Source organism: Sorangiineae bacterium MSr11367 (assembly GCA_037157805.1).
GTDB lineage: Bacteria > Myxococcota_A > Polyangia > Polyangiales > Polyangiaceae > Pendulispora > Pendulispora rubella.
The window spans coordinates 1,202,780-1,229,742 of record CP089983.1; the positions used below are offsets into that span (position 1 = coordinate 1,202,780).

Sequence of the window (26,963 nt, forward strand, 5' to 3'; positions counted from 1 at the left end):
TGCAGAACGCCGTATTCAGCCCTATGTGTCGCATCCGCGGGCCTTGGTTTCAGCCTTCTCGTCCGGATGGCGAGGTTCCCGAAGCCACCCTTTCGGGAGTATGAGCTGGCTTGACGGCCGCGATGAACATTGACTTCGAGTCCGGGTTGCCATCCGAGATGGAGGCAAGCAACTTGGCCAGTCGTTCGACGAGTGCGGAAAGCTTTCTCTCGACAATGTCCGACGTCGGACTGCTCTCGAGTTCGATCGATTCGGCTTCGATGTCCTGCCATTGCAAAACTTCTTCAAGCCCCGCGAGATGCAGGCGGCTATGCACCTCGTGTCGAAGGGCGTGCATTTCCGAGAGTTGCTCATGCAGGCGCGATGGCATCGAGGTCGGCATGGTGAGGCTCCTCCTTTTTCGACAAAGTCGCTATGCGGAAACTGGGCCATTGCATCACGCGTCTCCCGCGTGTGCTGCCAAGTCCGACCTCGGCCGATTCACTCGCCTGGCGGGTCTCGCATGCTCGAGCTCACGATGGGCAGCGAAAGGCCATATTTTTCGGTGACAGAGCGGACTAGGTCTTCGAACCAACGCTCCGCTGTGGGTGATACGACGACCTCCTCAATCAAGGCATCGAGCTGGGCGGCGACGTACCGCCCGACCTCGTCGGAGCGATCTCCAGCGCGCCACAGTGCGCGCACTTCTCGTTCGTAGTCGAAGCTCTTGCGCTTGCAGAAGAAGGGGTGAAGTTCGTCGCCCTCCGGTACACGTTCCTTCTGATAATCGAGATATCGAACGATCCCCAGATAGAACGTATCGGTCGCTTGCGACAGCACGCTGCGGAGTCGGGACACGGTGCTTCGGACGGCAATGCCCTCTTCGCCATTGAGGTAGATCCTCCACATGGCGGCAGATTCGTGCTCATTCGCGTGCCAGCAGCTCACAAAAACGCGTTGGTGCACCTTCCTCGGCTTGGAGGCGGGAGGAGCAAGACCTCGATTGCGGCGCGCGAAGAGCCCCTCGAAGGGATCCGGCAACTGGTCCGCGCGCGCGAAGAAGAGGGCGCGTCGATGCAACATCGACACATACTTCGTGAAGTCCATGAAGCGCCAGATCGGAGCGTCCGAAGCTGGTGCTTCCACCACACCGTCAAGCCGTTCGAGCATGTGGGCCCGCCCTGCAAAAGTGAGATGGCGCACACCCGCTGTGGCACTTTTGCTGTGCCAGGGAGTGCAATTATCCGTTTACGTCTTCGATGGTACGACAAACCAAGATGGTTTCGCCTCAGCCGTTCAGACAAACTAAGGTTGGTCCGTTTCCTGCTGTTTGGAACCAAGGATGCGAGCCCCGACTTAATCGCCGGTGCTCGTTTCTGAGGGGCAAGCACTTCATCAGGGAGGCTCGCCAGTGAACGGTTCAGCAAAGTGGAAAGCGTCCAGTGCACCTCACCCCCGCGGGGAGCGAGAGCTGTCATGAACACGCTTCGCAATATGCCCATTGTGCTGCAGTACGGGGACGATGGGCAGGTTACGGCTGACTGCCCTCTTCTGAAGGGCTGCCAGTGCAAATGCGCGACTCGCCCGATGGCGCTGCAAATGATGCAGAATCTTATAAGTGCCGCTCTGCACGAACGCCCCGCGCCCTCCAAGGGGAACAAGTACGAAGTCGTTCATCTCGCCGTTGCGACCGCGAAGGACAACGCGGCTCGCGCGCCGAGGGCCCGCCGGCGGAAACCGGAGCGGGCTCGCATCGAGATTTTGTAGGTGACGCTCACTGCTCGGAGGGCTTGTCGGCCGCACGAAGGTTCGAACGACTCTTGCGGACATGGTGAATGCGTTCGCGGAGTTGTTCGAACTCGGTTTGGAGACCTTTCAGATCTTCGTCACTCATGTCCTCCAATGCCAATAGCCCGTTTCGGGCATTGGCATTGCAGCGAATGAGCTCGTCGAGTTTGAGGTGAATGGCTTTGGCGTCGCGATTTTGCGTATTCTGGATGAGAAAGACCATCAAGAACGTCACGATGGTCGTTCCGGTGTTGATAACGAGTTGCCATGTGTCCGAGAAGTGAAACAACGGTCCGCTCACCGCCCAGCCGGCGATCACTGCCGCCGCAACAATGAACGCCGTGGATGTACCCGCGCCCTCGGCAGTCGCATGCGCAAATTTTCGAAAGCGCTCTTCCATGAGTGGACGTGATGATGCAAGACTTGGGCTCATGGCTCAAGACAGGGAACGGACTCTGTTCCCGACGATCTCGTCGAGCGCGTCCAGTCACTCAGTGACGAAGCTGGCAGGCACCACCCCATGCCGGCAACGTTCCGCCTTCTGATCAAAAGCATTAAGGACTACGCGATCTTCATGTTGGAGGCCGGTGGGCGCGTGGCGACTTGGACCGCCGCGGCGAAACGCATCAAAGGCTACGACGCGCGTGAAATCATAGGACACTACTTTGCGAAGTTGTACCCGCCCGAAGACGTGGCCAATGGCAAGTGCGAGATGGAGCTCGAGGTGGCACGCTCGGTTCGAGGCTGAGGGGTGGCGCGTACGCAAAGACGGCACACGCCTCTGGGCGAACGTCGTCATCACGGCCCTAAGGGACGAGAGCGGCACGCTCGTGGGCTTCGCCAAAATGACGCGCGATTTAACCGAGCGCGTAAGGCGGAAGACGATCGCGTGGAACTGGCGCGTATTCAAGAAGCGAGTCGGCTGAACGACCAGTTCTTCGCCACCATCTCTCACGAGCTGAGGACCCCGCTGAATGCCATCATCGGTTGGGTCGACCTTCTTGCAGCCGGATCGAGTCCGGATCTCCTAGAGAAGGGACTCCAGACAATTCGCCGCAATGCTGCCGCGCAAGCGACCATTATTGAAGACATGCTTGACATGTCGCGGATCGTGACCGGAAAGATGCGGATTGATCCTCGCGTCGTGGACATACTGTTAGGAGCGACGGCGAAGGAAGGGCGAGCAGCGCTCGCGACGTTCAAACCCCACATCATTGTCAGCGATATTGGAATGCCTGGAGAGGATGGCTATCGGGTTTATGCGCTCCGTCCGGGAGCTGCCCCGGGAGGCGGTGGAGCGACTCCGGCGATCGCCCTAACCGCATATGCGTATGCCGAAGACCGGTGGCGCGGGCTCGAGGCGGGGTTCAACTACCACCTGGCGAAGCCAGTGAGTTTCAGCGACCTGATTCACGTGGTGCGCAATCTGGTGAACGTGATTGACACACCATGGCGCTAGAGCGCGCTTGCAAGCACGATGCGTTCACAAAATGGGGTCTAGAAAAAGGTGTCCTCCGGCCGGCGCGGAAGTTGCTGTAGGTAGGCAAGGAGGCCCGACATGAAAGCAACGACCCTTCTACGGGAGCAGCATCAACAGGTTAAAGGTATCTTCGAGAAGTTGGAGAAGAAGAACGGCAATGCCGCCACTCTCGTTCGCCAGCTGGCGAATGCGCTCGCCGGCCATATGGCGATCGAGCAGCAGCTCTTCTACCCCGCCATTCGTGAAGTCGACAAAGATCACGTGGACGAAGGCTACGAGGAGCACGCCGTCGCCGAACTCGAATTGAAGCGCCTTCTTCGCACGGATCCGGCAGATCCCAACTTCAAGTCGCGTGTCACAGTGCTCAAGGAGCTCATCGAGCACCATGTGAAAGAAGAAGAGCAGGAACTCTTTCCCAAGGTCGAAAAGAAGCTCGACGCAGGCAAGCTCGAAGCACTCGGCGCGCAGCTCGAGAAACTGTTCAACGATGTCCAAAAGGATGGCTACGACACGCTGAGCACCGAAGAGCTCACGACGACGTCGTCGGATACCTTCCGGCGTGCGGTGGGGGACACTTCCCGCGGATCGCAGGCGGTAGCGAGGTAGAGCGGATGGCGATGCCCGAAGTGTTCGGATGGACCAGTTCGGTCATCCTCGTATTGACCGTCGCTAAACAAGTTCACAAGCAATGGCGTGAGGGGGCGAGCGACGGCGTGTCGGTCTGGCTGTTCATCGGCCAGCTGTCCGCTTCTTCCGGCTTTCTCATCTACAGCTATTTAGTCCGTAACTGGGTATTCGTAGTCACCAACGTGCTCATGCTAGCCAATACGTTCGCCGGTTTATACATCCTCGCGCATCATCGCCGCCGGGAGGCCGCACGAAAAACTCCAGGGCGCGCGCCACAGCGAGGTGTCATGGCGGCACCATTCAAAGGCACATCGGCTTAGAACCGTCTTCCACTCTTTATATATGACGTTTCGGTCCATGCTAGGAGGTAAGCGACGATGTCGGACGACAAATCCAAGGTGGGAATGCCGGATCGCTTTCGGGTCGCGGCTGAAGAAAAGTGGGAAGTCGACTATTTAGTCAAGAAATTTGGTGTCTCGGTCGACGATGTTCGACGGGCCGTCGCCAAAGTTGGAAACAGCCGCTCGGCGGTCGAGGCTGAACTGGTAAGGCTCAAGGGCCAGCCTCGCGATCCGGCGACAGGAGCGAGCCTACGGTGACGGCGAGAGCGGGGTTTGCTCCGCCCGCCTTGCCGGTTCTTTCGCTTTGACCCGAGCCTTATAATGCGAAAATCTTATAAACGTGTTCGCTCAAGGTGGTGGGTAAGCACGGCTTCGTCAAAACGACATCAAACTCAGCGTACCGATCCTCTTCACCTGAATGCGCGGTGAGCGCGATGATGGGCGTATGCGAGGTGCGCTCGTCGCGTCGAAGAACACGCATCGCGGTGGTACCGTCGAGAACGGGAAGCCACAAATCCATGACGATGATGTCGGGTCCTTCGCCGAACGCTCTCTCCAGTGCTTGCACCCCAACGGCCGCCTCGACCACGCGAAACCCTGCCAGCTTCAGAGACATTGCGTAAAGCGCCCGCGTATCGCGATGGTCATCGACCAGTAAGACACACCGCCTGCTGGCCAGGCCCGGCCGTGCGCGAGCATGCGACGCACGGTGTGGCGTTGATGCGATGATCAGGCGCGTGGGCAAACTCGATACGTCATCCGTGCCGGCGAGGGCGTCGAGCCTCTTAGAGCGAAGAATGTTAGCCATGATGAGTTGACCCTCCTTTCGAAGTACGGGCGGGTCACTGCTTGTTGACGGGGTGCAAGCCTCGAGCCTTTGCGGAGGTCGGCTATGAACCTGAAAGAAATCTGAACAACAAATTATCGCTGATTGGCGCCGGCCTCGCAGAAGACTTCGGCGTCGCACCATGTTGACCGCGTCGTGAAGGCACGGTCGCTGCATCCGCCACGACGAACAAAGAACAACGACGCGTGCGGCTGGCGCGCAGAAAGGAACATGAAATGGCTCAAAACAATCAGAACTCGAACCAAGGGACCAGCAATCGCGGGTTTGCCTCGATGGATGAGCAGAAGCAGCGCGACATAGCGAGCAAAGGCGGCCAGGCTGCTCACGAGAAGGGCACCGCGCACGAGTTCACCAGCGAGGAGGCTCGCGAGGCGGGTCGCAAGGGCGGCGAAGCGGTGAGCCAGGACCGTCAGCATATGGCCGACATTGGCCGTAAAGGAGGCGAGGCACGCGGTGGCAACCAACAAGGCTCACAGCAGGGCGGCTCGCACCAAGGCCAAGGAGGTAATCAGCAAGGGCAGCGTGGTGGCTCCTCGGAGCAACACGCGAAAGCTGGCTCCCAAAGCCATAAGAATAGCTGAGTAACCTTTCGCCCCAGCGTTGCAGCGCGGGATCCCTTCAACGTTTCGCCTGGCGGGCGATGGATGCCGCGCTCAACGCCAAACCGAGAGAGCGACTCGTCGAAGTGAATCGCGCCTTCGTTCCGAGCAGGCCTCGGTGCGATAGGAGATTAGGCGTGCGATTCGCTTCGATGGAGTCGACTGCCGTGAGGTGGGAAGTCCGCCGATAGAGCCAAGAATCGAATAAGGAAGGTACACTGCCCATGCCCTCATTACCGCAAACGGACCCTCCGAAGCCGCGTCCAGACCAAGGAAAGCCAGCGGGGCCACCGCTCGAAGTCCCCTTTCCGGCGCAGCCCAACGAGCAGCCCATTCACCGACCGATACCCGAACAACCTATCCACGCGCCCATTCCTACGCGTGCAATCGAGATCCGCTAATAACATATACTGCTCGATAAGAATGTCTTTTTCGTCGTCGCGCACCGCCCGCAGAAAGGTCCGACGAAGAACACGACCGATAAAAGGTGATGATGCACCGGAAAACGGTTTGCATTTCAATTGTCGGCCCGGTCTCACTCCTGATTCAACTTGACTCATCCGATGCATGGGCCATTCGGCCGTTGATCACGGACGACGCGCGGGTGGTGGGCGAGCGTGCCGCGCAGGTGGAGACGTGGTTTCGGGTGGATGAAGGCGGCCCGCAGCACTGGACGGTCTTCGCTGTTGGGCCATTGAAGCCACTGGAGCTGTCGGCCGGTGGCTTCTACGGAAGTGACGGGCGACACTTCACGGTAGCTGCACCGACCCTCCAGATCAAAGCGCTCGCCTTGGAGCCGAAGGCGGGCGCGATCATCCCCGGGCTGGCGGTGGTGGGCGGCGTATTCGGGCCGCTTGGAACAGGGCCTCTCCAGGTGCGCGGATGGGACTCGTTTGGGTACCTGGCGCTGACGGAGTCGCTCGATCTCGACGACCGCGTTCTCGTTCACCAAAACCTCGGCGTCTTCACGGCGCATGATTCAGCACTCGGCGGGCGTCACGTTTTCGTGACCTGGGGTGTCGGCACCCAAGTCCGCGTAGCGGGCGGCTTTCACGCGGTTGGAGAGATCTTCTCAGGCGATCCTTACTCGGACGCACCGGGCGGTGCGTTTCAGGCGGGGATCCGACAATATGTCTCGAATCATGTACAGGTCGATGCGACCGTGGGCGACGGCTTCTTCGGCGAAAAGTTGGTTCCAATATGGGGATCGATCGGACTACGCATCGCTAGCGATCCAAACTTTTGGTGAGCAACCGAAGCGCAGGCGGGGCAATTGGCTGGGCGACGAGCGAGAACAACCATCGGTTTATCAAGGCATGCTCCCGAGTGCGAACGTTGAAGGTTTTCGACGCGATTAGGCGACCAGTCTTTTCGTTGCTCGAAGGCAAAGCCCTGGCCGAACGATGCAAGTTTCTTTCGTATGACAGCATTCGTGCTCTCGCTGGGATGAAGCATCTCGAGCACCTCTCCGATTCGGTGCTCGAGGAGTACGAAGAGGAAGCGGGCGCCTGAGGACGTCGGGCCGTTGTCATTGGAAGTGCCTAGGTGCCTTTGGTGGCGGACGGGGTCGTCCTCGTTGCACTACGCGCTGGACGAACACGACACCGAGGCTTGGGTGATAGGAGTGCTCGCTACCGCTTTTGGTTCGATGCGAGAAAGGTCACCAACGCCTCGCTAAAAGCTCTGACCGCCGGGCTCCACCGCCCGGCTGGCGCGCTCGCGAGCCAAAATCGGCGCCGGCGGCCGATGATCTCGGGGAGCACGGTCCGAAGTTCCGAGGTCGCGTTTCCGGTTGGAAGCAATCCGATGCCGATCCCCGCGTTGACGCAGGCCAGAAGATTGCCGAGATCATTCACCGTCAACGATGGTTGAACGCGATGCGTTCCCCCGCCACGCAACGGCCATCGGGCGGGGTCCACGTCGGGCGCTTGTTGCGAAAGAAGCCGATGCTGACGAAGCTCCTCCAGGCTGCGAGGCAAGCCCGCGCGCTCGACGTACGAGCGGTGTGCCACTGCGTACTCTTCGAACTGGGCAATCGAACGCGAGACCCACGGAGCGCGCGGACGATTTCCGGCAGTAATGGCCATATCGGCATCTCGTTCGAGCTCACTGAGCGGATCGGCCGAGAAATGTGAGACCACGCGGAGCCTCGGCCAGCGCTCCGCGATCTCGCGTGCAAACGCGGCCAATAACTCATCGGGCAGCCCAATGGGCATGGCGATCCACAGTTTTCCTGAAACGGTCTCGGTGCCCGTTTGCTTCAGCGCATCTGTGAGCCGCCGCGCGGAGCCTAGGAGCAAAGGCCCTTCCTGCTCGAGCAAGCGCCCAGCGCGGGTGAGTACGATCTTGTCCCTCTCCCGCTCATAGAGCCGTTGACCGATGTTTTCCTCCAGTGCTTCGAGCCGGCGCCGAAACGTCGCGCGGGAGATCTTCATATTCTTCGCTGCGCGGAAGACGCTTCCAGCCTCCACCAATGCCAAGAATGCGGCGACCTCTTCGAGCTCCATGGTGGCCGAAAATGTATCACTCCTGGTACCAAGCTGGCCATTTTCGAGCGTGCTCGGCGAGATCAAGGTAGCTGCCATGAACGTCATCGAACGCAGCAAGAATCGAACACACTCTTTCGTCCAACGTGTCGGTCGTTTCGTCCTTTGGCCTTGCATGGGCTCCATCCTCGTCGCGGGCTGCTCATCGAGCTCGAACGAGGCCGACATCGTCACACCTCAAAGTGCAAGCCTCACGTGCCAGGCGCCGTCCACGGGAGTCATTCATTTGCCAGCCGACGATTCGACGCACTCCGAGCCGGTCGAGTGGTGGTACTGGACGGGTCATCTGAAGACGGAGGATGGGCGCTGGTTCGGATTCGAGCAGACCTTCTTCTCGACGGTGCAATCGGGCGTGAAGGCGCAAATGGTCAACACGGCGCTCACCGACATCGACGGCAAACGATTCCTAACCCGCTCGTCCTTGGTGCCAGGGCCACCGCGGACCGTGGAAAATGGGTTCGCACTCGCCGTGTCCGGTGAAACAGCGGTCGGCGGCAACGGTCATGATCGGCTCCACGGGGTGACCGACGGACGTGCGATCTTCGATCTGGAGCTCGATGCCCAAAAGCCACCCGTGGCTCAATACGGCGACGGCTACGTCGCATATGCGCCCTCGGGATATGCCTATTACTATTCACGAGAGCGCATGTCAGCAAAGGGGATGGTCGTGCTCGATGGAAAGCCACTCGCGGTGACCGGGCAGGCGTGGTTCGATCACGAGTGGGGCCAGCTGAGTGACGTCGTTCAGCGAGGTTGGCACTGGTTTGCCATTCAGCTCGACGATGGGCGGGAGATGATGCTCTATGCACTGAACTCCGGTGAGCCTTCGCCGATCGGCAGCTTGTCCGATGCGCAGTGCAACGTAACGCAAATCGACAGCAGCGAAGTCGAGATTACCCCAACGGGAAACTGGACCAACTCTTCCGGATGCACCTATCCGACGCAATGGCACGTGAAATACAAAGACATTGACGTGACCATACGGCCTGCGCTCGACGACCAAGAGGTTGTCTCCATCGGGCAAAGGTACTGGGAGGGGGCGTCGATCGTCAGCGGCAGTGCTACTGGACGAGCGTATGTCGAACTGACTGGATATTGCAATTGAACAGAGCTGGAACGCGCGTTGAAAGGCTCGCTGCTGACGCGTGGATTTCACGGTCCTAAGGAGCTTGGGTGCGGCCGTGTGCTAAGGCAACCGCTGTGGCAATACGCTCGTCCCGAGCGGAACGTGACGCGCTCGGTCGCGCCAGTAGGCCTCGATTTCTTCCAGCGAGCGCCCTTTCGTCTCGGGCACGCGGGTGAACACGTACCAGGCCCCCAAAGCGGACATGCCTGCGAAGATCAGGAATGACCAGGTGCCGATGGCGGCGATCATCGTGGGGTAGACGAGGGCCGACAAGGCGTTGATCAAATATTGAAAGAACGTAATGACGCCCATTCCGAGCGCACGCGCGCGGAGCGGCAGTACCTCGGGGCAGAGCAGCCAGAATACTGGTCCAAGGCCAAAGCCGAAGGCGAAGGTGTAGAAGAACACGCAGGCGATCGCCAACCACGTCACGTGCGGGCAGAACGCCAGGAGTACCGTGGGGGGCACTTGGGCGGCTAGGCTGATGGTAAGCAGTTTGACACGGCCGAGTCGCTCGATGAGCGGGAGGGATATGGCCGTGGAGACCACCAATGCGATGCCGACTCCATAATTCGCAATCGTTCCCGACGCGGTGCCACTGCCGGCGTCGGTGAAGATAATGGGCGCATAATATACCACCGAGTTGATGCCGGTGAGCACTTGGAAGCAGGTGAGGAGCAGGGTCATGAGCAACGCCGGGCGGTAAACGCCGGTCAATTCTCGGAAACCGACCTCCTGTTGGCGCAAGCTGTCCGCGATTTCGGCGCCCTCCGCGCGCGCTTCGTCGGGCGTGCTGCGAAGCTTCGCAAGTACGCGAAGGGCGTCGGCTTCGCGGCCGCGCATCATGAGCCATCGCGGGCTTGCGGGCGAGAGGACCATCCCGATGAGGAAGATGGCGGCGGGAAGTGCGCCGAGCCCGAGGATCCACTCCCACATTCCGTAAGGTGCGAACACGCTTCCGACGATGTACGCGACGAGGATGCCGATGTTGACCGAGAGCTGGTAAATCGCCGTCAGCATGCCGCGGATTCGCTTGGGCGCGAGCTCGCAGACGTAAATCAATCCGAATTGATTGGCGATGCCACACGCCAATCCAAGAACGAATCGAAATGCCGTCAGCGTAAATGCATCGGGCGCTATCGCACAGCCGAGCGAGCCGACGATGTAGATGGCGCCGCACAGGATCAACAGGTGCCGTCGATCGAACCGTCGGGCGGCGAGTGTCGCGCCCACGATGGCGGGCAGTGCGCCGAAGAGAAGCATGCTCGTGACGAGACCCTGGCCGCCGGAGCCGAGCCCGAACGCCGCGGTGATGAGAGGAAGGGCGCCGGACATCGAGCCCGAGTCGTAGCCGTAGAGCAAACCGGACATGCCGCCCAGAATGGCGACGACGTATACGAACCGGGGAATGGGCGCAGAGGCCTCGGGCGAGGATTGGAGGCTATCCCGGTCGGTCGCGGCTACGTAGGGCATGGTGTGGCTCCTTCCAGATTGTTCAATCGTTCGGCGTGCTCGCGCGTCAGGCGGCGCGTCCCCGATCGATGGCATCGCGATTCCAATGAATCCCGATTCCTGGCGTGTCGTCCGCCACGGCGTGGCCATTTTCGATGCGCACCTCCTTCGTGGTCAGCGCGCGGAGCTGCGGAATGTGCTCGACGTAGCGGCCATTGGGAATGGCGGCGACGAGGCTCACGTGCAGCTCCATCAGGAAATGCGGGCAGACGGCGACGTTGAAGCCTTCGGCCATGTGCGCGACCTTGAGCCATGGGGTAATGCCGCCGACGCGGGCGACGTCCACTTGCACGATGGATGCGGCGCCCCCCACGAGGTATTCACGGAATTGTCCAATCGAATACAGCGACTCGCCCACTGCGATGGGAATGGAGGTCTGCGCCACCAACCGCGCGTGCGCGGCCACGTCATCGGCGGGCATAGGCTCCTCGAACCAGGTGAGCCCGAACGGTTCATACGCCTTGGCGCGCGCCTTCGCCTCGGCGAGCGTCATCGACTGGTTCGCATCGACCATCACCGCGAAGCCTGGTCCGACCGCGTCCCGGACTGCGCGCAGACGCTCCACGTCTTCGTGCAACGCGGGTTTTCCTACCTTGATTTTGATTCCCGACCAACCCGATTCTTTCGCGTGGAGCGCTCCCGCGACCAACGCGTCGGTGCTCAAGTGCAGCCAGCCGCCTTCGGTGTCGTACAACGGAACGGATTGCCGAAAGCCGCCCGCCAGTCGCCACAATGGCTGTCCGGCAGCACGACACCGTAAATCCCACAACGCGATATCCACCGCGGCCAGCGCGAGCGACGTGATCGCTCCCACGGTGGTCGCCCGGGTCGCCGCGAACAAGCGAAACCAAAGGGCTTCCACCATCGTGGGGTCGGCCCCCAGGAGCAGGGGAAGAAGGTGCTCACGCAACATCGATAAAATCGCGCGGCCGCCGGTGCCGATCGTATACGAATAGCCGATCCCTTGGTTTCCGTCGCTCGTATGTAGCTCGACGAAGATGGTCTCCTGTTTGATGAAGCTCTGTACGGCGTCCGTGCGTTCGGTTTCGACGGCGATGTCGACGAGGTAAGCCTCGGCGCGTGCGATCTTGATCACGGTGTGCTCCGCTCCCATGGGGGGTGAGAAGAATCGATGCACCCCCCGGAGCTTTCAACGAGCTGACGACTTGATGCTAACGCATTCGATGACGTTCATCATCGTAGCCCGGTTGGCGCAGAGGAGCAACCTAGGACTACACGATCGGCGATACGCGTCTCTGTTTGCGTCGCGAACGAGGGTAGTCTAGCTCTTGCCGATACCGAACGTCATTGGACCGCGGCGCTCGCCGATGCGCCCGGCGCCATGGGAATCATCGCGTAGGTGTACGTGACGCCGTGGACCGTTTTTGTCTGCCCGGCGCGCGTCCTGCCGTTGACGGTCACCGTTCGGTATACGCCGACGAAGCGTGCCTCCCAGGTATAGGTCTCGGTGCCCGAAGCGTTGGTGAGTGTGGACTTGATGGCTCCGTCGTGGCGCAGGGTGAAAGCACTGCGGCCGATCCGAAGGCCGTGGGCCTCGAGCCAGGCCATCTCGGTGGGCAACCGCGATTGGGTGGTCACCGTGTGGCTCGGAGCGTCTGGGGCGACGCCCATCAGCCCCTGGATGGTTTGGCTGAGTAAGGTGAAGGAGACCTCGGGGTAATCGCCATTGGCGCCTTGCCGGCCGTTGACGTGTTGAACGTCTTTCTGGTCATAGATGTAATTCATCCACTTCCAAGCCGTGTCGTGGCGATGGTTCTTGAAGAAGATGTCGGGCAAATAGGTGAGCGACTCGATGTTCGAGGGTCTGCCGCTGCCGTTGGTCTGTTGGTCGATGTAATCGAGGTACGCTTCGTTGCGCGGGCCGGGATCGATGATCTGCTTCATGGCCATGAACCCACTGTTCTCTCTGCCCCATCCGGTCACCGGCGTGCCGTCGATGCCGTACGCCCGGATCATGTTCGCGCCCGAGCCCGCGCCGCTCCAGGTCGAATTGAAGTATTCCTTGAGGGCAGCCGCCTTCTGGTCGTAGGTCGCCGCGAGTGTTCGATCGCCTTTGCTGCGGGCGAGCGAGACCATCGCGAGGTAAGCCTGGTACTGGGAGGCAATCCCGTCACCGGCTTCGGCGAGACGCTCGGAACTCTGCTCGTCGTAGCTCGCGGAGCCGGCAAAGATGCCATTGCCCGTACCCTCGGCGACGCCATTGGGTTGGAGCGAATCGTGGAGGGTAATGAATTCGTTGGTGGTATGCAGATAGAAGTTCCAGAGTACGGGATCGTTGACATAGGCGCTATCGCCGCTCCAGCGATAGGCCTCGTTTGCCTTCTCCACCAGCTCGAAGGGAGCTGGGACTTCTCGAACGAAGTTGGTAGGGCTCCGGTAGTCAATCGACAGGTATGTCTTCGCGTCGAAGTTGAACGCCCACACGGGGAAGTACACGTGCTCGGCGCTTGCCGAGGCGGCGAAAGCGCGCAGCATCGTCTTGTTCTCCGCGCTCAGGCCGAGCACCGCGGCGCCCACGAGCTGGTGAGCCATGTCGCGCGAGTAGTACGCACTGCGGTTTGCGTAGCCCGCCCAATAGGAGGCTACGTAGGCAGCCGTGCCCGTACCGGAGAGGTTGTTCTCATCGACGTTGAGCGGGCCGACCGTCCCAGGAAGCTGCGCCCAGGTATTGGCCTTGTATTTTGCCCAATCGAACATCTCTACGATCTTTCGATTGGAGGAGCTGATCATCGGATTGGCAGGCGCGCTGGGGGAGATCATGAGGTCGTCGACATTGACCCATCCGTCGCCAGACTCGAATGCAAGCTCGAGGACATCTCCTCGCTCGAGGGCGATTCGGCTGATCGAGGAGCGGGAATACCAGGTGCGGTTGGGTAAGATCACGGCCGCGGCGGCCTCACCGTTTAGACGGATCACGAACAGGCCGTTGGGGCCACCCGTCGCAGCCCACGTGGAGAAGTCGTATGTGCCCGAAGCGGCGACAGAGATACTCTGACGGAGCGCCTTGCCGGCACCCGAATCCAGATACGCGAGCCGCGTTCCGCCATGCGGATAGTTGGTGGCAACACCCGTCCCCGTACTGAACGTCCAGCCGGCGCCGCCTTGCTCGAAGCCGGGGTCGGAAATGGCGAGGGCAGGTCTTGGCGAGGCGCTGGTCTCGTGATGTGCGTCCGCGGCTACGGGGCTCACGGAGCCAAGCAGCACGGACGCAAGGAGACACGACGGGGATATTCGGCGCATATGGGCCTCATATTCAAGTAATGAGCTTGTCCGGCGTAATCGGCAGATCGCGAATGCGGCGGCCCGTTGCGTGGTACACGGCGTTCGCGATGGCGGCGCCGACGCCGGTGACGCCGATTTCGCCGATGCCTTTCGCACCGATTTCGTTAACATACGGATCGACTTCGTCGATCATGATCACGTCGATGTGGGGCACATCGGCGTGAACGGGAAGGTGGTAATCGGCGAGATCCCGCGTTATCACCCGGCCGGTGCGCGGGTCGCGGACCGTGTGCTCGTGGAGGGCGATGCCGAGGCCCCATACGATGCCGCCTTGAAATTGGCTCCTGGCCGTCTTCGCGTTGAGGATTTTCCCCGCCGCGAAGGCGGCGACGAGCCGGGTCACGCGGACGGTGCCGAGCGCCTCGTCCACTTTGACCTCGGCGAACTGTGCGCCGAACGCGTGGCACGCATACCGTGCGCGGTCCGCCTTGACCGCATTGGCGACCTGGGCGACGATTTCGGACGCCCCGCTTCGCGTCACGATATCGGCGAATGGATCGCGCTGCGCGGGATTGGCCGTCGCGTAAAGGGCCCCGTCGGCCGCGTCGATCGCGCTTACCGCGAGTCCGTACAGCGGAGATCGCGGATCGGCCACGGCCGTCTCCGCGAGCCTCGTTCGAACGGCGAGCGCCGCCATCTTCACCGCCGAGCCGACGCTGGACACGGTTCGCGATATGCTGGAGGTTGGCGTCTCCGGAAGCACCGTGTCGCCGAGCTCGAAGCGCACGTGGTCGAACGGCAAGGTGAGCATGTCGGCGGCGAGTTGGGTCATGACCGTGTAGGTCCCCGTCCCGATGTCCTGCGAGCCGGCCTGCACCAGGGCGCTGCCGTCGGCACGCACGCGCACGATGGCCGACGAGGCGCTCTGCTCGGCGGCATGCGTGGCGGTGGCCATTCCCCAGCCGACGAGCAAACGGCCATCCCGCATCGAGCGCGGCGCGGCGCTTCGCCCGGACCAGCCGAACCTCGCCGCACCTTGTGCGTAGCATTCGCGCAGCGATTTGCTGGACCACGGCCGGTTGTCCTGAGGGTTCCGCTCTGCATAATTCTTCAGGCGCAGTTCGATGGGATCCATCGCGAGCGCATACGCGAGCTCGTCCATGGCCGACTCCAGCGCGAAGGTCCCCACGGATTCGCCGGGCGACCGGGCGAAGATGGGCGCCGGAACGTCGAGGCGCGCCAGACGGTATGTCGCGTTCATGTTCGGACACGCGTAGAGCAGGGGGGTCTGCCGCGCCGCCGGCTCCACGAACTCGTCGGTCCGGGAACTGGAGCACAACACGTCGTGCGAAATCGCGGTGAGCTGTCCCGTGCCATCGGCGCCGAGCGCGATCGTCTGGAGCGTGCCCGAGCGGTACCCAACCTGGGAGAACATCTGCTGGCGGGTCAACACCATCTTGACCGCCCGCCCCGATGCCCTCGCCCCGATGGCCGCCAGTGCGGTGAACGCCCACGGCGTGCCTTTGCTACCGAAGCCGCCGCCGATGTAATGCGAAATGACCCGGACATTCTCTCTGGGAATGCCAAATAGATTCGCAAGCCTCGTTCGCACGGAAAAAATGCCCTGGGTCGTCACGTACGCCGTGGCGTGATCGTTTCCCTGCCAAATCACGATGGCCGCGTGCGGTTCGATCGGATTGTGATGCTCGGTGGGCGTGGTGTAGGTTTGCTCGACGCGTACGCTCGCCGCCGCCATACCCGCCGCGAAATCCCCCCGGCGCACATCATAATTGGCCGGTGGATACGCGCGTGGGGCCTCGGCGATCATGTCCACCGTGAACGGCTGCGCCTCGTAGCGCGCCGCCACGAGGCTCGCGGCATGGCGCGCCCGATCGTGCGTATCGGCGACCACCAGGGCGACTGCTTGATCGTTGTAAATGATCCGGTCGTTCTGAAACAGTTGCAGCGCTTGATTGATGCCGGTGGGCGGCGCGTTGACGCCCGGCAGCACCGGCGGGTTCAGATGCGAGACCACCGCGAGCACGCCGGGCGCGCGCTCGGCCTCGCGCACGTCGAGCGAGGCGATTCGGCCGGTGGTGATGGGACTCGTCACGAGGTACGCGTGCGCGACGTTGGCCACGGCCGTTTCGGCGGGGTAATCCGCTCGGCCTGTGACTTTGAGGCGGCCATCGAGACGGTCGAGGCCTAGGCCCAAGACGGGGGTGCTCATGCGATACCTCCTGCCCGCTCCAACGCGCGTACGAGCACCCGCTGCGCGAGTGCCACCTTGAACTCGTTGCCCGGACGGGGGCTCGCGCCCTGCATGGCCGCCGCCGCCGCCCGCTCGAACACGGCCGTCTGGACCGACTGCCCCGCGAGCGCTTGCTCCGCCTCTCGGCTGCGCCATGGCTTGGTGGCCACGCCGCCGAATGCAACGCGCGCATCTCGAATGACATTTCCGTCGAGCTGAATGGCCGCCGCGGCGGACGCCAAGGCAAAGGCATACGATGCGCGATCGCGCGCCTTCACGTACGCCGAGCGCGCGGCGAAGGCGCTCGGTGGCAGTGTGATACCGGTTACCAGCTCGCCTTGGGCGACGACGGTCTCGGTCTCGGGGTGGGCGCCGGGTAGGAGGTGGAATTCTCCCACTGGAACGGAGCGCTCGCCCCTCGGGCCTCGCACGTGCACGATGGCGTCGAGCGCGACGAGCGCCACGCACATGTCCGAGGGGTGCGCCGCGATGCAATGGTCGCTCCCACCGAGCACCGCGTGCATTCGCACGAAGCCGCCATCGAGCGCCGCGCAGCCCGATCCGGGAGTGCGCTTGTTGCAGGCGGAGATACCGACGTCGCGAAAATACGCGCAGCGCGTGCGCTGGAGCAGATTGCCTCCCACCGTGGCCATATTGCGCAATTGCGGCGACGCGCCCGCGAGCAGCGCCTCGGAGAGCACCGGAAAGCGCGTGCGCACCTCCGGATGCCAGGCAAGATCGCTATTTTTGACCAGCGCGCCCACGAACAAGCCGCCATCGCGCGTCCGTTCGATTGTCTTCCACGGCAGCCCATTGATGTCGACCAGCCGCACGGGCTTCTCGACGCCGAGGCGCATGAGATCGACCATGCCCGTGCCGCCGGCGATGAAGGCCACACCCGAGGAGCATCCGGCCTGCAGAGCGGAGGCCTCTGCTTCGGCGCGCAGATAGGTAAACGGTGTCATGTCGGTACCATCCTTCCTCGTGCGAGTTGAATGGCGGAAACGATGTTCGAATACGCACCACACCGGCAGATGTTCCCGCTCATCTGTTCGCGCACTTCGTCGTCCGTCGTGGCGTGGCCTTCGCGGAGAAGGGCGACGGCGCTCATGATTTGACCGGGGGTGCAATAACCGCATTGCAGGCCGTCGCACTCGACGAAGGCTGCTTGCATCGGGTGGAGCTCGTCTCCGTGGGCCAAGCCTTCGATGGTCGTGATGCGCGAGCCTCGAGCCATCACGGCCAGCGTCAAGCACCCGTGCACGCGGCGATCGTCGATGAGAACCGTGCACGCGCCGCACTGCCCGTGGTCGCATCCTTTCTTGGTTCCCGTGAGACCCACCTGTTCGCGAAGCACATCGAGCAGCGATACGCGCGGATCGATGCGCAGGCGGTGTGCCTCGCCATTGACGTTCAACGTGACGTCGAGTTCGAGGCTCCCGTCGCCACCGGGGCCCGCCGGAGTACAGGCTCTCTCGCCTCCGCTCCCTCCTCCGCACGCGTCCAGCAGCGCGACGGCGAAGACGGTGAGCAGGCTCGAAACCACGAGCTCGCGCCGCGACACCAGGGATGCGCCGCGTTCGCGTACGGGCGCGGTGCCGGCCACCATCGTACGCCCGGCCGCGGAGAGCGCGGAGGCGACCATTTCGATCGACGGCGAGCGGCTCCCGCTCAATTGGCGCGAAAAACGCAGCTTGGATTCGCCATCGATGATGAAGAAGGACGGCACGCCTGGATCGACGCCGTAGGCCGCGCGCAGATCGTCCATGCGGTGCTCGTCGAGGTCCTCGCGGGGCACGGAGAGCTCCAAATCGTCGTCGGGTCGAAACGACCAGATGCCCTGCTCGGACACGATCACGAGCATGGCGCCGAGACCACGAAGCTCGCCTCGAAGTTCACGGAACGCGTGCGCCGGCGCGTGCTGCCATCCGCACGCGTCGAAGAACGCGAGGATCACCGCCTGTCCGGAGAACGGCAACGATGTGACCTTGCGCCCGCGCGCCGTGGCGATGGTGGCCACCGAAAAAGGTGGTGCAGGCTTTCCTATGGCTGGCCGTGGATCATTCATTCGGCACCTCCGGGGACGCGACAATCGGGGCGAACGATGGGATGAAGTCTGAAATACCGCGCACGTCGATGACAGTGACGAAGCTCACTGCCCACGGCTCAAAAAAGCGCGGTGGCCGCTTCGGAAGCGATATCGCGTGGACAGTCTGTCATGGCGGGAGCTTTGCCCGCCGCGAGGTGCCGCGCCAGGTCGGTACCGACGAGCCGTCGCCTGGTGCCGACGAATCGTTCGTGGTGGGCGGCTTTGCCGCGACCACCATTGGCTCTTCCTGACGGTCGGCAACGGCAACTCGAAGCGCGCCCACGATCCGGATGCGTTTCCCAGGCTGACGTTGAAGTCCCTGGCCCCGTTTCGCTTTGGAGTCAGGTCAAAAACCGCCGGTCAGCACGACCTTGCCTCGCGCGCGGCCGCTTTCGATCAGCGCGTGCGCCCGGCCGACGTTTTCTGCGTTGATGGCGCCCATCACGAGGGTCGCAGTGGAGCGGATTCGGCCCGCGTCGACCAGGGCGGCGACCTCGGACAGCAGACGCCCTTGCTCCGCCATGTCCGCGGTCTGATACATCGAGCGGGTGAACATGAGCTCCCAATGCAAGGCGATGGACTTGCTCTTGAGCGCCATGATGTCGAGGCCCTTCATGTCGTCGATGACGGCCAGCGCACCCTGGGGTTCGAGGCATTCGATGATCTGAGCATAGTGCTGTTCCGTTTGCGTTAGTGCCGCCACGTAGTCCACCGCTCCAATGCCCACCGACTTCAGGCCCTCGGATAGCGGCTGGCGGTGGTCGATGACCTCGTGCGCCCCCAGGTCGAGGCACCATTGGCGCGTCTCGGGTCGTGATGCGGTAGCCACGATGCGCAATCGCGTGAGCTGGCGGGCGAGCTGGATCAAGATGGATCCCACGCCGCCCGCGCCGCCGACGATTAGCATGGTTTCGCTCCGCTCTTGGCCCTTGGCGACGCGCAGGCGGTGGAACAGCAGCTCGTAGGCCGTGATGCTCGTCAATGGCAGCGCGGCGGCGTCCGCATCATTCAAGGACTTGGGTGCAAGCGCGACGATGCGCTCGTCCACTGCGTGCAGTTCGCTATTGCTGCCTGGGCGATTGATGGCGCCGGCGTAGTAAACGCGGTCGCCGAGCTTGAACTGCGACGCTTGGGCTCCTAATCCCTCGACGATGCCGACGGCGTCCCAGCCCAGCACCTCCACCTGATCTGGGGCGGGATTGCGGCCGCGACGCACCTTGGCATCGACGGGATTGACCGACACGGCGCGTATGCGAACGAGGATGTCGCGCGGGCCCGGGTTGGGGGGCGGGAGTTCGAGGTCCTCGAACGCGTACGGCGGATCATGGGGCTGGCTTCGGCGGTATCCAACGGCTTTCACGGATTTGGCTCCAAAGAAATGGGACGAGTCAATGGGATGAGTGCCGACCGGCACTGGGGACGCGGTAGATCGCCACGGGCAACGAAACCTTGTTCTGACCCCCATTGAAAAGCGGCATGCGATCCATCTGCGGCGTCGGGAGCAAGAGAAAGCCTTCGGCGTCGAGGACTGGGGCGTCGACCCAGTGGAGCCGCGCATCTTGGACGATGGTCGTGATGCTCCCGTCGGGGGCGCGGCGCTTCACCGCGCTCGCAGCAAGATCGGTAAAATAGAGACTCCCTTGGCTATCCATGACCGTGCCGCCCACGGGCGGAAGATCGGCCCACGGCTCGACGTGCTGCGCGATTTCGGCGCCTGCGATATTCGGATCGTCGAGCCAGCGTGTCTCGATGCGCGACCACGGGCCGCTGAGAGGCGCGAAATAGAGATACTTTCCGTCGGGGCTCGTCTCGAGCGGATCGGCGTGGACGCGCAGCGGTGAACCGTCGGGCGCCTTCACGGTTTCGCCGCCCAGCACGATGGGGCGGTCTGCGGGGGCGGTGACGGCCGGCGCATCGTCGAGCACGCGGCGTGCATCGCCCCGCGCGAGGTCGAGCACGATGATGCCCGCGCGCCCGGCGTCCGTCAGGTAGGCGTGCTCCCCGTGAAAGCGAATGTCGTCGATGTAGCTGCCAGGCAAAGCGACGCGCGCATCGAAGGTGTAAACACGAACGACGCGGTTCGTTTTGGCTTCGATGTGCACCACCTTGGCGCCGCCCGGAAGCGGATTGCCGCCGAAATCGGGCGCGCCCGTGTCGATGGCCCAGAGGCCGCCGTGGCCGTCGCCATGAAGCGCATTGACGTTGACGAAGGCGCGCTCCGGCGACGCGCCGGCCGCCCACGCGTTCCATGCGGCATCGGGGTACGGCGTCAAGCTGTGCTGCCCGGTGATCTCGGCGACCGACGGACCTTTCGATCCTGTCCATCGCGGTCCGGCCGCGAAGGTGCGGGCGGACTCGACAGCAACGGCATTCCAGATCATGGTGTCGCTCTCGGCGACGGTTTCCAAGATGGGGGAGGCGTCGGTTTGGGACGCGGGTGAGCCTGTATCGCGCGGTGTGCACGCAAGGGCGGCGAACGCGGCGAACGAAGCGGGCGCGATGGATCGGATGGACATGCGCCCATCGTTCATCCGGAACATCGGTTTCGAAACGGACGATTTCGCACTACGCTCATTCACAATTGCATGGGCGGACCAACGCGCGCGAACTGGGATGATCTCAAAGTCTTCCTCGCCGTCGCGCGCGCGAAGACCTTGGGGCAGGCGGCGAAGTCACTTGGTCAGGCCCAGCCGACGATTGGTCGTCGGCTGCGCGCGCTCGAGGAGGCCGTCGGGCAGAAGCTTTTCCAGCGCACGGATAGCGGCTTCGTTCTCACCGACGAAGGTGCGGCGGTCTTCGCCAACGCGGAGCGCATGGAGGAGGAAGCCATTGCCTTCGAGCGCCACCTCGCAGGCAGCGCGCACGATCTCGAAGGAATGCTCCGCGTCTCGACCTCCGAATGGTTCGCGTCGCACGCGCTCGCGCCCATCTTCGCTGCGTTCTCGCGCGCCCACCCGAACGTCACGATCGAGCTCGTTGCCGAGACGCGCCTACTGCGGCTCGCCCGCCGGGAGGCCGATCTCGTCTTTCGTTTCCGCCGGTTCGACGAACCCGACGTCCTCACGACCAAGGTCACGCACATCCCGTTCGCGCTCTATGCCGCGCCGGTGTACGTGGAGCGCCATGGCATTCCAAAAGTCGGTCACGGCGAAGCGCATGCGCTCATCACCATGGATACCGCCTTCGGCACCTTCGCCGACGTCACCTGGCTCCGCGAGCGCTTCCCCACGGCACGTATGGCCTTGCGCAGCAACAGCCGCGACGTGCAAGCGGCCATGTGCATCGGCGGCGCAGGCCTCGCCGTGCTCCCGCGATGGATCGGCGACAGCTCGCCCGGCCTCTGCGAGATCTCCTTGGACGAGCCGCCTCCAGGCCGAGACATTTGGGCAGGCTACCACCGCGATTTGCGCAGCCTCCCGCGTCTGCGCGCCCTTCTCGATGCCACGGTCTCCGCGCTATCGAAAGGCCGCTGAGCCGTAGGCGAAGGCTCTTTTCACAGTCCCCAGCATGATTGAGGAATCAGCGACTCTGCCCATCATTTCGGGTCAATACGGCCAGGCACCCCAGACTCAGCGCCGCCACCCCCGTGAGGTAGACGGTGATCGGCCACGATCCTTGTCCCGCGGCGAAGAGCGCGGTGGCCACAGTCGGGGCAATACCGCCGCCAAGGACGGCGCCGATCTGGTAGCCCAGGGACACGCCGCTATAGCGCAATCGTACGGCAAATAGCTCGGCGAATAGCGCGGCCTGCGGACCGTAGACCAAGCCCAGAGCGACCGCCATCACCACCAGCGCGGCCAGGACGCCCGCCGTCGCGCGCGTGTCGATGAGCGGAAAAAAGGCAGCGGCCCAGAGCATCAGACCCATCGAGCCGACGAGCACCACCCTCCTGCGTCCGTGTCGGTCCGACAGAGCCGCCGCCCAGGGAATGGTCACCAACCAGACGAGGGTGGCACTCAACGACAATCGCAGGATGTGGTCCCGACTGAAGCCGAGTTGTTTGGTCGCGTACGACAGGACGTATGCCATGAAAATGTATCCGATGGCATTGGTGCCGATGAACGCGCCGCCGGCGAGCAGCACCGTCTTCCACTGGGTGCGCAACACCTCCAGGATCGGCGCGCGCGCCTTCGTACCCGCGGCCGCGCCCTCGCGCAGCTCGGCGAAATCCGGGCTCTCCTCGACCTTGAGCCGGATCGCCAACCCCACCGCGACCAGCACGAAGCTCGCCAAGAACGGGAGGCGCCAACCCCAATCGTCGAAACGCTCGGAGCCGAGGCCACGCGAGGTGGCGAGGAAGACGAGGTTGGCGAGAATGAGGCCACCAGGGACGCCCATCTGGGGAAAGCTGCCGTAGAAACCGCGGCGTTTGGGTGGTGCGTGTTCGACGGCCATGAGCACCGCACCGCCCCATTCGCCGCCGACGGCCAGGCCCTGGATGAAACGCAGCGCGACGAGCAGGATGGGTGCCCAGATCCCTGCCGTGGCGTAGGTGGGAAGCAGCCCGATGGCCGCGGTGGCGAGGCCCATGATCATCAGAGATAGGACCAGCATGGACTTGCGCCCGGCCCGATCGCCGAAGTGGCCCATGAGCACACCGCCGAGAGGGCGCGCAAGGAAGCCGACGGAGTATGTGGCGAAGGCGGCGAGGGTGCCCGCCACCGGCGACAGCTGTGGAAAGAATTGGCGGGCGAAGACCAGCGCCGCCGCCGAGCCGTAAATGAAATAGTCGTACCACTCGATGGCGGTACCGATGAAACTGGCGCCGACGACGCGTCGCAAAGCGCGCAGATCCGGTGCTCTTCGAGGTGCAGCGGTCGTGTCGGGCGAGATCAATACGTTGCTCATTGGCCTGCTCCCACGACCTGTTTCGGTCGTTTTCAAGTCGTTGCGGCTGAATCCAAACGCTCGCCGAGTACTTCTCCCCTGATGCGATGCGCCCTGCCACGAAACAACGCAATCCGTTGCCCTGATTGATTGGTAACGGTGACGTCGTACACGCCCGTGCGGCTCGAGACCGATTGTACGACTGCCTGCGCACTCAGCACGTCGCCCTCGCGGCCCGGCGCGAGGTAATCGATCGTGCACCCCGCGGCGACGGTGACTTGGTTATCGCTGTTGCAGGCAAAAGCAAACGCGCTGTCGGCCAGCGCGAAAATGAATCCCCCATGGCACGTCTGGTGGCCGTTCAGCATATCGCTGCGCACGACCATGGAAACGTGCGCGCATCCTGGCGCCACGTCCACGATGGTCATGCCGAGCGCCTGCGAAGCCTTGTCACGCGCGTACATGGCCTGCGCCACGGCCTCGGCGAGCTCTTGGGGATCGGCCGGCGTTTCACGCATGGAGTCCTTCTCCGGTCCAAACGAGGCGCGAGATCAGCGGCGAGATGCGATATCGATCTTCGCCATAGTGCGCGGCGAGATGATGCAGGACATTGCGAATGCGCCCCGCGCCGATGGCATCCGCCCAGGCGAGCGGGCCGCGTGGATAGTTGACCCCCTTTTGCATCGCGATGTCCACCGCGTCGGCGCTGCACACGCCTTGGTTCACGGCATCCGCCGCTTCATTTGCGAGCATGGCGACCGTGCGCATGACCGCCATGCCCGGCACGTCCCGGAGTACCGATACGGCGAACTGCGCGGCCTGGAACATCCCCACCGCCGCCTGGAAAGCCGACGTCGAGCATCGATCGGCGCGCGCCAGCGCGACCCGCGTGGCCTCCGCGAAATCCAGTGCAACATCCAAGACGACGACGTCCGGATACTCCGTCTCGTTGGCAATCCGAGTCGCGGAGCGCCCATCGGCGAGATAGATCCATGTGCCGTCCACCTCGAACAGGGGCGCACCGTCCGAGGCGCGAGGACGACGTTCGATCGCGACCGGCGACCCGCTCAGTCGCGCCACGATGGCATCCGCAGGTGACCATGTCTGGCGAGCCACGACGCGTTTCGGCACCGGCGCGGGCCCTTCCGTTGCCGGCGGGGGCAACGGGGCACCATCGCCGTAGACATAAAATCCTCGGCCCGACTTTCGCCCGAGCCATCCGGCGTCGACCAACTCCCGTTGGATCACCGAGGGGGTAAAACGCGGATCATTGAAATATCCTCGGAAGACCGATTGCGTGACCGCGAAATTGACGTCGTGCCCGATCAGGTCCATCAATTCGAAGGGCCCCATGCGAAAACCGCCGCACTCGCGCATGACGGCATCCAAGGTCGCTGCGTCGGCGACCTGCTCCTGCAAGAGTCGCAGCGCTTCGGAATAGAACGGACGCGCCACCCGGTTGACGATGAAACCCGGGGTCGACTTGGTGTATACCGGCGATTTTCCCCACGCCGCCGCGGTGTCGTAGACGGTTTGCGCCAGCGCGACGTCCGTCGCCAGACCGCTCACCACTTCCACCAGCGCCATCCGCGGCGCAGGGTTGAAGAAGTGCATGCCCACCACCCGCTCGGGCTTGTGCAAGCCCGCCGCGAGTGCCGTGATCGACAGGGACGATGTATTGCTCGCGAGGATGCAATCACCGCCGACGATGGCTTCCAACGTCGTGAAGAGGTGGCGTTTCGCATCCAGGTCCTCGACGATGGCTTCAATGACCAGCTGCGCGCAGGTCATCGGTTCGAGCGAGGTGACGGGCGTCAACCTCGCGGCTGCCGAATCCGCGTCGGAGGCGTTCATGCGCCCCTTGTCGCGTTCTTTCCTGAAGGACTCGCGAATGTGGTCGATGGCCTTGGATGGGGCGTCTTCGCGCGCATCGTACAGCATGACGGGGTGCCCCGCCGCTGCCGCAATTTGGGCGATACCGGCCCCCATGGCGCCGCTGCCGACGACGGCCACGGCGGACGATGACGAAAGCGCGGTCATAGGTGGCGCCGACTCTGCACGACGCGAAAGCGGTCGGCGACGAATGCCGCGTCGGTAAAGCAGGCATTGGCTGCCGGGTTGGCGCCGGTAGCATGAAAGTCGCTGAACGCGGCGGATTGATTGACGAATATGCCACCGAGCAGGTTGAACGAGACTGCGACCCCGACGGCTTCTGCGCTCGTCCGCACGTCGTCCATCACGGTATCGCGGGTGGTGTAAGCCGAGAGCGTGATCGCGCCGCGCTCGGCGACCGCCTTGCTCGCGATCTCGATGCTATGGGCGGTGTCTTCGGTGGCGACGACGAACGCGATCGGGCCGAACCACTCCTGCATCAGCGTCTCCTCGTCCGCGCCGCGGAACTTGAGAAGGAGCGGCGTCCGAATGCGGGCGTCGGGAAACTGGGGATGGGTCAAGCTGGTGCTGTCGACGACGACCTCGCCCATGTTGCGTGCGATGGCGATGCGCGCAGCGATGCCTTCGTTTTGCACGGCGCCGAGTACCTCCACGGCGCGAGCCGGGTCGGCGACGAGCTTGCGAATGGCCGCGCCGATGGCATCCGCCACGCCGTCGAACGGCACGCGCCCGCCGAGGGTATCGATCCCCTCTTTCGGGACATAGATGTTTTGCGGTGCCGTACACATCTGTCCCGAATAGAGCGACAGAGAGAAAGCGATGTTGCGCGCCATCGCTTCGAGATCCGATGTCGAGTCGATGATGATCGGATTGACCCCCGCTTTCTCCGTGTAGACGCGCGCCTGGCGGGCATGCTGCTCGAGCCAGGTGCCGTTCGCGCTGCTGCCGGTAAAGTCGATGAGCCGCACCTCGGGACGGAGCGCGAGGGCCCGTGGCAGCCGCTCTTCGGCTGCATCGTGCGCGAGCAGGGTGACAAGCTCGGGCGAGAACCCCGCCTCCGCCAGCACCTCGCGCGCCACCGCTACGGTGATCGCGAGCGGGAGAATGGCCGCCGGATGCGGCTTCACCATGACGGCGTTGCCGGTGGCCAGGCTCGCGAACAGCCCAGGGTAGGCGTTCCAGGTTGGGAACGTGCAGCAGCCGATGACCAGGCCGATGCCCCGCGGAACGATGGTGTAACGCTTGTGCAGTTTGAGCGGCTCGTTCTTGCCCTGCGGCTTTTCCCAGATGGCCTCCACGGGAATTCGTCGGAGCTCGTCCCAGGCGTAGGCCACGGCCTCGAGCCCGCGGTCTTGCGCATGCGGGCCGCCAGCTTGAAACGCCATCATGAATGCCTGCCCGGTGGTGTGCATGACGGCGTAGGCGATCTCGAAGCTCCTTCGGTTCAACCGGTGGAGGATCTCGAGCGCCACCCCGACCCACGCCTCGCGTCCCGCCTGGCGCCAGGCGGGAAGCGCCGTGCGGGTGATTGCCGCGAACAACCCATCGACGTCGGCTTTCGGATACGTAATGTCGAGATCGAATCCATAGGGCGAACGTTCGTGGCCGGCTGCACCGACGGTTGCAGCCTGCTGGAGCTCGAATGCCGCGTGCAGCCGCGCGTCGAAAGCCGCGCGTCCTTCTTCGGCGGCGGCGCCTCCATAGCTCTTGGGCAATTCGGAAAACGCACTGTAGAAGGAGCGCGTGCGCGCCGCGTTCAAAGCGTCCTCGAGAAGCGCCTGGTGTCGCGTGAACAGGGGATGCGTCATATCGACT

At 63.2% G+C, this 26,963-nt stretch carries 26 protein-coding genes and 2 pseudogenes; 10 read left to right on the forward strand and 18 right to left on the reverse strand.

Features of this window, described 5'->3' with window-relative positions:
* Positions 1-49: 49 nt before the first annotated feature.
* The 3 genes from LVJ94_05210 to LVJ94_05220 form a co-directional block, all read right to left on the reverse strand.
* A complete protein-coding gene (locus tag LVJ94_05210; GenBank protein ID WXB06637.1) occupies positions 50-382 on the reverse strand; it encodes a hypothetical protein in 333 nt (110 codons plus the stop codon).
* A 98-nt stretch (positions 383-480) separates the two neighbouring features.
* Positions 481-1,149, reverse strand: coding sequence for a DUF2971 domain-containing protein (locus LVJ94_05215; GenBank protein WXB06638.1), 669 nt, complete (start codon positions 1,147-1,149; stop codon positions 481-483).
* 604 nt (positions 1,150-1,753) lie between these two features.
* The gene (locus LVJ94_05220) at positions 1,754-2,167 is read right to left on the reverse strand and encodes a low affinity iron permease family protein (GenBank protein ID WXB10683.1); all 414 of its coding nucleotides are present in this window, start codon (positions 2,165-2,167) and stop codon (positions 1,754-1,756) included.
* 174 nt (positions 2,168-2,341) lie between these two features.
* On the opposite strand from LVJ94_05220, the pseudogene LVJ94_05225 reads away from it, so the two are divergent.
* From LVJ94_05225 to LVJ94_05245, 5 genes and pseudogenes are all read left to right on the forward strand, one after another.
* A pseudogene (locus tag LVJ94_05225) lies at positions 2,342-2,693 on the forward strand (PAS domain-containing protein).
* On the forward strand, positions 2,657-3,226 hold the full coding sequence (locus LVJ94_05230; GenBank protein ID WXB06639.1) for a response regulator: 570 nt from the start codon (positions 2,657-2,659) through the stop codon (positions 3,224-3,226). The pseudogene LVJ94_05225 and the gene LVJ94_05230 overlap by 37 nt, the downstream one beginning before the upstream one ends.
* 99 nt (positions 3,227-3,325) lie before the next feature.
* Positions 3,326-3,853 carry a hemerythrin domain-containing protein gene (locus LVJ94_05235; GenBank protein ID WXB06640.1) on the forward strand — a complete coding sequence of 176 codons (528 nt, stop codon included), beginning with the start codon at positions 3,326-3,328 and terminating at the stop codon, positions 3,851-3,853.
* A gap of 5 nt (positions 3,854-3,858) precedes the next feature.
* A complete protein-coding gene (locus LVJ94_05240; protein ID WXB06641.1) occupies positions 3,859-4,194 on the forward strand; it encodes a hypothetical protein in 336 nt (111 codons plus the stop codon).
* A 57-nt stretch (positions 4,195-4,251) separates the two neighbouring features.
* Complete coding sequence (locus LVJ94_05245) at positions 4,252-4,473, forward strand: DUF3606 domain-containing protein (protein ID WXB06642.1); 222 nt, start codon at positions 4,252-4,254, stop codon at positions 4,471-4,473.
* A 58-nt stretch (positions 4,474-4,531) separates the two neighbouring features.
* Here LVJ94_05245 and LVJ94_05250 read toward each other — a convergent pair whose 3' ends face one another.
* Positions 4,532-5,023, reverse strand: coding sequence for a response regulator (locus LVJ94_05250; GenBank protein WXB06643.1), 492 nt, complete (start codon positions 5,021-5,023; stop codon positions 4,532-4,534).
* 311 nt (positions 5,024-5,334) lie between these two features.
* On the opposite strand from LVJ94_05250, the gene LVJ94_05255 reads away from it, so the two are divergent.
* On the forward strand, positions 5,335-5,643 hold the full coding sequence (locus LVJ94_05255; protein ID WXB10684.1) for a stress-induced protein: 309 nt from the start codon (positions 5,335-5,337) through the stop codon (positions 5,641-5,643).
* A gap of 601 nt (positions 5,644-6,244) precedes the next feature.
* Positions 6,245-6,910, forward strand: coding sequence for a hypothetical protein (locus LVJ94_05260; protein WXB06644.1), 666 nt, complete (start codon positions 6,245-6,247; stop codon positions 6,908-6,910).
* Positions 6,911-7,292: 382 nt separating this feature from the next.
* Here LVJ94_05260 and LVJ94_05265 read toward each other — a convergent pair whose 3' ends face one another.
* The gene (locus tag LVJ94_05265) at positions 7,293-8,246 is read right to left on the reverse strand and encodes a LysR family transcriptional regulator (protein ID WXB06645.1); all 954 of its coding nucleotides are present in this window, start codon (positions 8,244-8,246) and stop codon (positions 7,293-7,295) included.
* On the opposite strand from LVJ94_05265, the gene LVJ94_05270 reads away from it, so the two are divergent.
* Positions 8,245-9,312, forward strand: a complete 1,068-nt coding sequence (locus tag LVJ94_05270; protein ID WXB06646.1) for a hypothetical protein — start codon at positions 8,245-8,247, stop codon at positions 9,310-9,312. The genes LVJ94_05265 and LVJ94_05270 overlap by 2 nt on opposite strands.
* Positions 9,313-9,393: 81 nt before the next feature.
* Here the strand turns inward: LVJ94_05270 and LVJ94_05275 are convergent, their stop codons facing one another.
* The 7 genes and pseudogenes from LVJ94_05275 to LVJ94_05305 all read right to left on the reverse strand — a co-directional run bounded on the left by LVJ94_05275 (position 9,394) and on the right by LVJ94_05305 (position 18,407).
* Positions 9,394-10,806 carry a sugar porter family MFS transporter gene (locus tag LVJ94_05275; GenBank protein WXB06647.1) on the reverse strand — a complete coding sequence of 471 codons (1,413 nt, stop codon included), beginning with the start codon at positions 10,804-10,806 and terminating at the stop codon, positions 9,394-9,396.
* 46 nt (positions 10,807-10,852) lie between these two features.
* Positions 10,853-11,941, reverse strand: a complete 1,089-nt coding sequence (locus LVJ94_05280; GenBank protein WXB06648.1) for a mandelate racemase/muconate lactonizing enzyme family protein — start codon at positions 11,939-11,941, stop codon at positions 10,853-10,855.
* Between the two features lie 209 nt (positions 11,942-12,150).
* Positions 12,151-14,106, reverse strand: coding sequence for a hypothetical protein (locus LVJ94_05285; protein WXB06649.1), 1,956 nt, complete (start codon positions 14,104-14,106; stop codon positions 12,151-12,153).
* A gap of 13 nt (positions 14,107-14,119) precedes the next feature.
* On the reverse strand, positions 14,120-16,318 hold the full coding sequence (locus LVJ94_05290) for a xanthine dehydrogenase family protein molybdopterin-binding subunit (GenBank protein ID WXB06650.1): 2,199 nt from the start codon (positions 16,316-16,318) through the stop codon (positions 14,120-14,122).
* A complete protein-coding gene (locus LVJ94_05295) occupies positions 16,315-17,304 on the reverse strand; it encodes a xanthine dehydrogenase family protein subunit M (GenBank protein ID WXB06651.1) in 990 nt (329 codons plus the stop codon). Before LVJ94_05295 ends, LVJ94_05290 begins: the two co-directional genes overlap by 4 nt.
* Entirely contained in the window at positions 17,301-17,948 is a 648-nt protein-coding gene (locus LVJ94_05300) for a (2Fe-2S)-binding protein (GenBank protein WXB10685.1), read from the reverse strand. The genes LVJ94_05295 and LVJ94_05300 overlap by 4 nt, the downstream gene beginning before the upstream one ends.
* 135 nt (positions 17,949-18,083) lie before the next feature.
* Positions 18,084-18,407 (reverse strand): annotated as a pseudogene (locus tag LVJ94_05305) (redoxin domain-containing protein).
* On the opposite strand from LVJ94_05305, the gene LVJ94_05310 reads away from it, so the two are divergent.
* Positions 18,368-18,679 carry a hypothetical protein gene (locus tag LVJ94_05310; GenBank protein ID WXB10845.1) on the forward strand — a complete coding sequence of 104 codons (312 nt, stop codon included), beginning with the start codon at positions 18,368-18,370 and terminating at the stop codon, positions 18,677-18,679. The pseudogene LVJ94_05305 and the gene LVJ94_05310 overlap by 40 nt on opposite strands.
* A 95-nt stretch (positions 18,680-18,774) precedes the next feature.
* Here the strand turns inward: LVJ94_05310 and LVJ94_05315 are convergent, their stop codons facing one another.
* Positions 18,775-19,788 (reverse strand): zinc-binding alcohol dehydrogenase family protein, encoded by a 1,014-nt coding sequence (locus LVJ94_05315; GenBank protein ID WXB06652.1) that lies wholly within the window; start codon positions 19,786-19,788, stop codon positions 18,775-18,777.
* A 28-nt stretch (positions 19,789-19,816) separates the two neighbouring features.
* Positions 19,817-20,944, reverse strand: coding sequence for a major royal jelly family protein (locus LVJ94_05320; GenBank protein WXB06653.1), 1,128 nt, complete (start codon positions 20,942-20,944; stop codon positions 19,817-19,819).
* Positions 20,945-21,013: 69 nt separating this feature from the next.
* Here LVJ94_05320 and LVJ94_05325 point away from each other — a divergent pair, with 69 nt between their 5' ends.
* The gene (locus tag LVJ94_05325; protein ID WXB06654.1) at positions 21,014-21,901 is read left to right on the forward strand and encodes a LysR family transcriptional regulator; all 888 of its coding nucleotides are present in this window, start codon (positions 21,014-21,016) and stop codon (positions 21,899-21,901) included.
* A 46-nt stretch (positions 21,902-21,947) separates the two neighbouring features.
* Here LVJ94_05325 and LVJ94_05330 read toward each other — a convergent pair whose 3' ends face one another.
* The 4 genes from LVJ94_05330 to paaN are packed head-to-tail and all read right to left on the reverse strand — an operon-like array spanning position 21,948 to position 26,956.
* Entirely contained in the window at positions 21,948-23,276 is a 1,329-nt protein-coding gene (locus LVJ94_05330; protein WXB06655.1) for an MHS family MFS transporter, read from the reverse strand.
* 32 nt (positions 23,277-23,308) lie between these two features.
* Positions 23,309-23,773 (reverse strand): hydroxyphenylacetyl-CoA thioesterase PaaI, encoded by a 465-nt coding sequence (gene paaI / locus LVJ94_05335; protein ID WXB06656.1) that lies wholly within the window; start codon positions 23,771-23,773, stop codon positions 23,309-23,311.
* The gene (gene paaC / locus LVJ94_05340) at positions 23,766-25,295 is read right to left on the reverse strand and encodes a 3-hydroxyacyl-CoA dehydrogenase PaaC (GenBank protein ID WXB06657.1); all 1,530 of its coding nucleotides are present in this window, start codon (positions 25,293-25,295) and stop codon (positions 23,766-23,768) included. The genes paaI and paaC overlap by 8 nt, the downstream gene beginning before the upstream one ends.
* Positions 25,292-26,956: a phenylacetic acid degradation protein PaaN gene (gene paaN / locus LVJ94_05345; GenBank protein WXB06658.1), complete on the reverse strand. Its 1,665-nt coding sequence runs from the start codon at positions 26,954-26,956 to the stop codon at positions 25,292-25,294. The genes paaC and paaN overlap by 4 nt, the downstream gene beginning before the upstream one ends.
* Positions 26,957-26,963 lie beyond the last annotated feature (7 nt).

Bases quoted from the DNA above. Each gene is read 5' to 3' on its own strand.
- LVJ94_05245 (WXB06642.1), top strand. From the start codon at position 4,252: ATGTCGGACGACAAATCCAAGGTGGGAATGCCGGATCGCTTTCGGGTC.
- LVJ94_05235 (WXB06640.1), top strand. From the start codon at position 3,326: ATGAAAGCAACGACCCTTCTACGGGAGCAGCATCAACAGGTTAAAGGT.
- paaI (WXB06656.1), bottom strand. From the start codon at position 23,773: ATGCGTGAAACGCCGGCCGATCCCCAAGAGCTCGCCGAGGCCGTGGCG.
- LVJ94_05240 (WXB06641.1), top strand. From the start codon at position 3,859: ATGGCGATGCCCGAAGTGTTCGGATGGACCAGTTCGGTCATCCTCGTA.
- paaN (WXB06658.1), bottom strand. From the start codon at position 26,956: ATGACGCATCCCCTGTTCACGCGACACCAGGCGCTTCTCGAGGACGCT.
- LVJ94_05330 (WXB06655.1), bottom strand. From the start codon at position 23,276: ATGAGCAACGTATTGATCTCGCCCGACACGACCGCTGCACCTCGAAGA.
- LVJ94_05320 (WXB06653.1), bottom strand. From the start codon at position 20,944: ATGTCCATCCGATCCATCGCGCCCGCTTCGTTCGCCGCGTTCGCCGCC.
- LVJ94_05255 (WXB10684.1), top strand. From the start codon at position 5,335: ATGGATGAGCAGAAGCAGCGCGACATAGCGAGCAAAGGCGGCCAGGCT.
- LVJ94_05270 (WXB06646.1), top strand. From the start codon at position 8,245: ATGAACGTCATCGAACGCAGCAAGAATCGAACACACTCTTTCGTCCAA.
- LVJ94_05295 (WXB06651.1), bottom strand. From the start codon at position 17,304: ATGACACCGTTTACCTATCTGCGCGCCGAAGCAGAGGCCTCCGCTCTG.
- paaC (WXB06657.1), bottom strand. From the start codon at position 25,295: ATGACCGCGCTTTCGTCATCGTCCGCCGTGGCCGTCGTCGGCAGCGGC.
- LVJ94_05220 (WXB10683.1), bottom strand. From the start codon at position 2,167: ATGGAAGAGCGCTTTCGAAAATTTGCGCATGCGACTGCCGAGGGCGCG.
- LVJ94_05285 (WXB06649.1), bottom strand. From the start codon at position 14,106: ATGCGCCGAATATCCCCGTCGTGTCTCCTTGCGTCCGTGCTGCTTGGC.
- LVJ94_05215 (WXB06638.1), bottom strand. From the start codon at position 1,149: ATGCTCGAACGGCTTGACGGTGTGGTGGAAGCACCAGCTTCGGACGCT.
- LVJ94_05210 (WXB06637.1), bottom strand. From the start codon at position 382: ATGCCGACCTCGATGCCATCGCGCCTGCATGAGCAACTCTCGGAAATG.
- LVJ94_05290 (WXB06650.1), bottom strand. From the start codon at position 16,318: ATGAGCACCCCCGTCTTGGGCCTAGGCCTCGACCGTCTCGATGGCCGC.
- LVJ94_05250 (WXB06643.1), bottom strand. From the start codon at position 5,023: ATGGCTAACATTCTTCGCTCTAAGAGGCTCGACGCCCTCGCCGGCACG.
- LVJ94_05325 (WXB06654.1), top strand. From the start codon at position 21,014: ATGGGCGGACCAACGCGCGCGAACTGGGATGATCTCAAAGTCTTCCTC.
- LVJ94_05275 (WXB06647.1), bottom strand. From the start codon at position 10,806: ATGCCCTACGTAGCCGCGACCGACCGGGATAGCCTCCAATCCTCGCCC.
- LVJ94_05265 (WXB06645.1), bottom strand. From the start codon at position 8,246: ATGGCAGCTACCTTGATCTCGCCGAGCACGCTCGAAAATGGCCAGCTT.
- LVJ94_05300 (WXB10685.1), bottom strand. From the start codon at position 17,948: ATGGTGGCCGGCACCGCGCCCGTACGCGAACGCGGCGCATCCCTGGTG.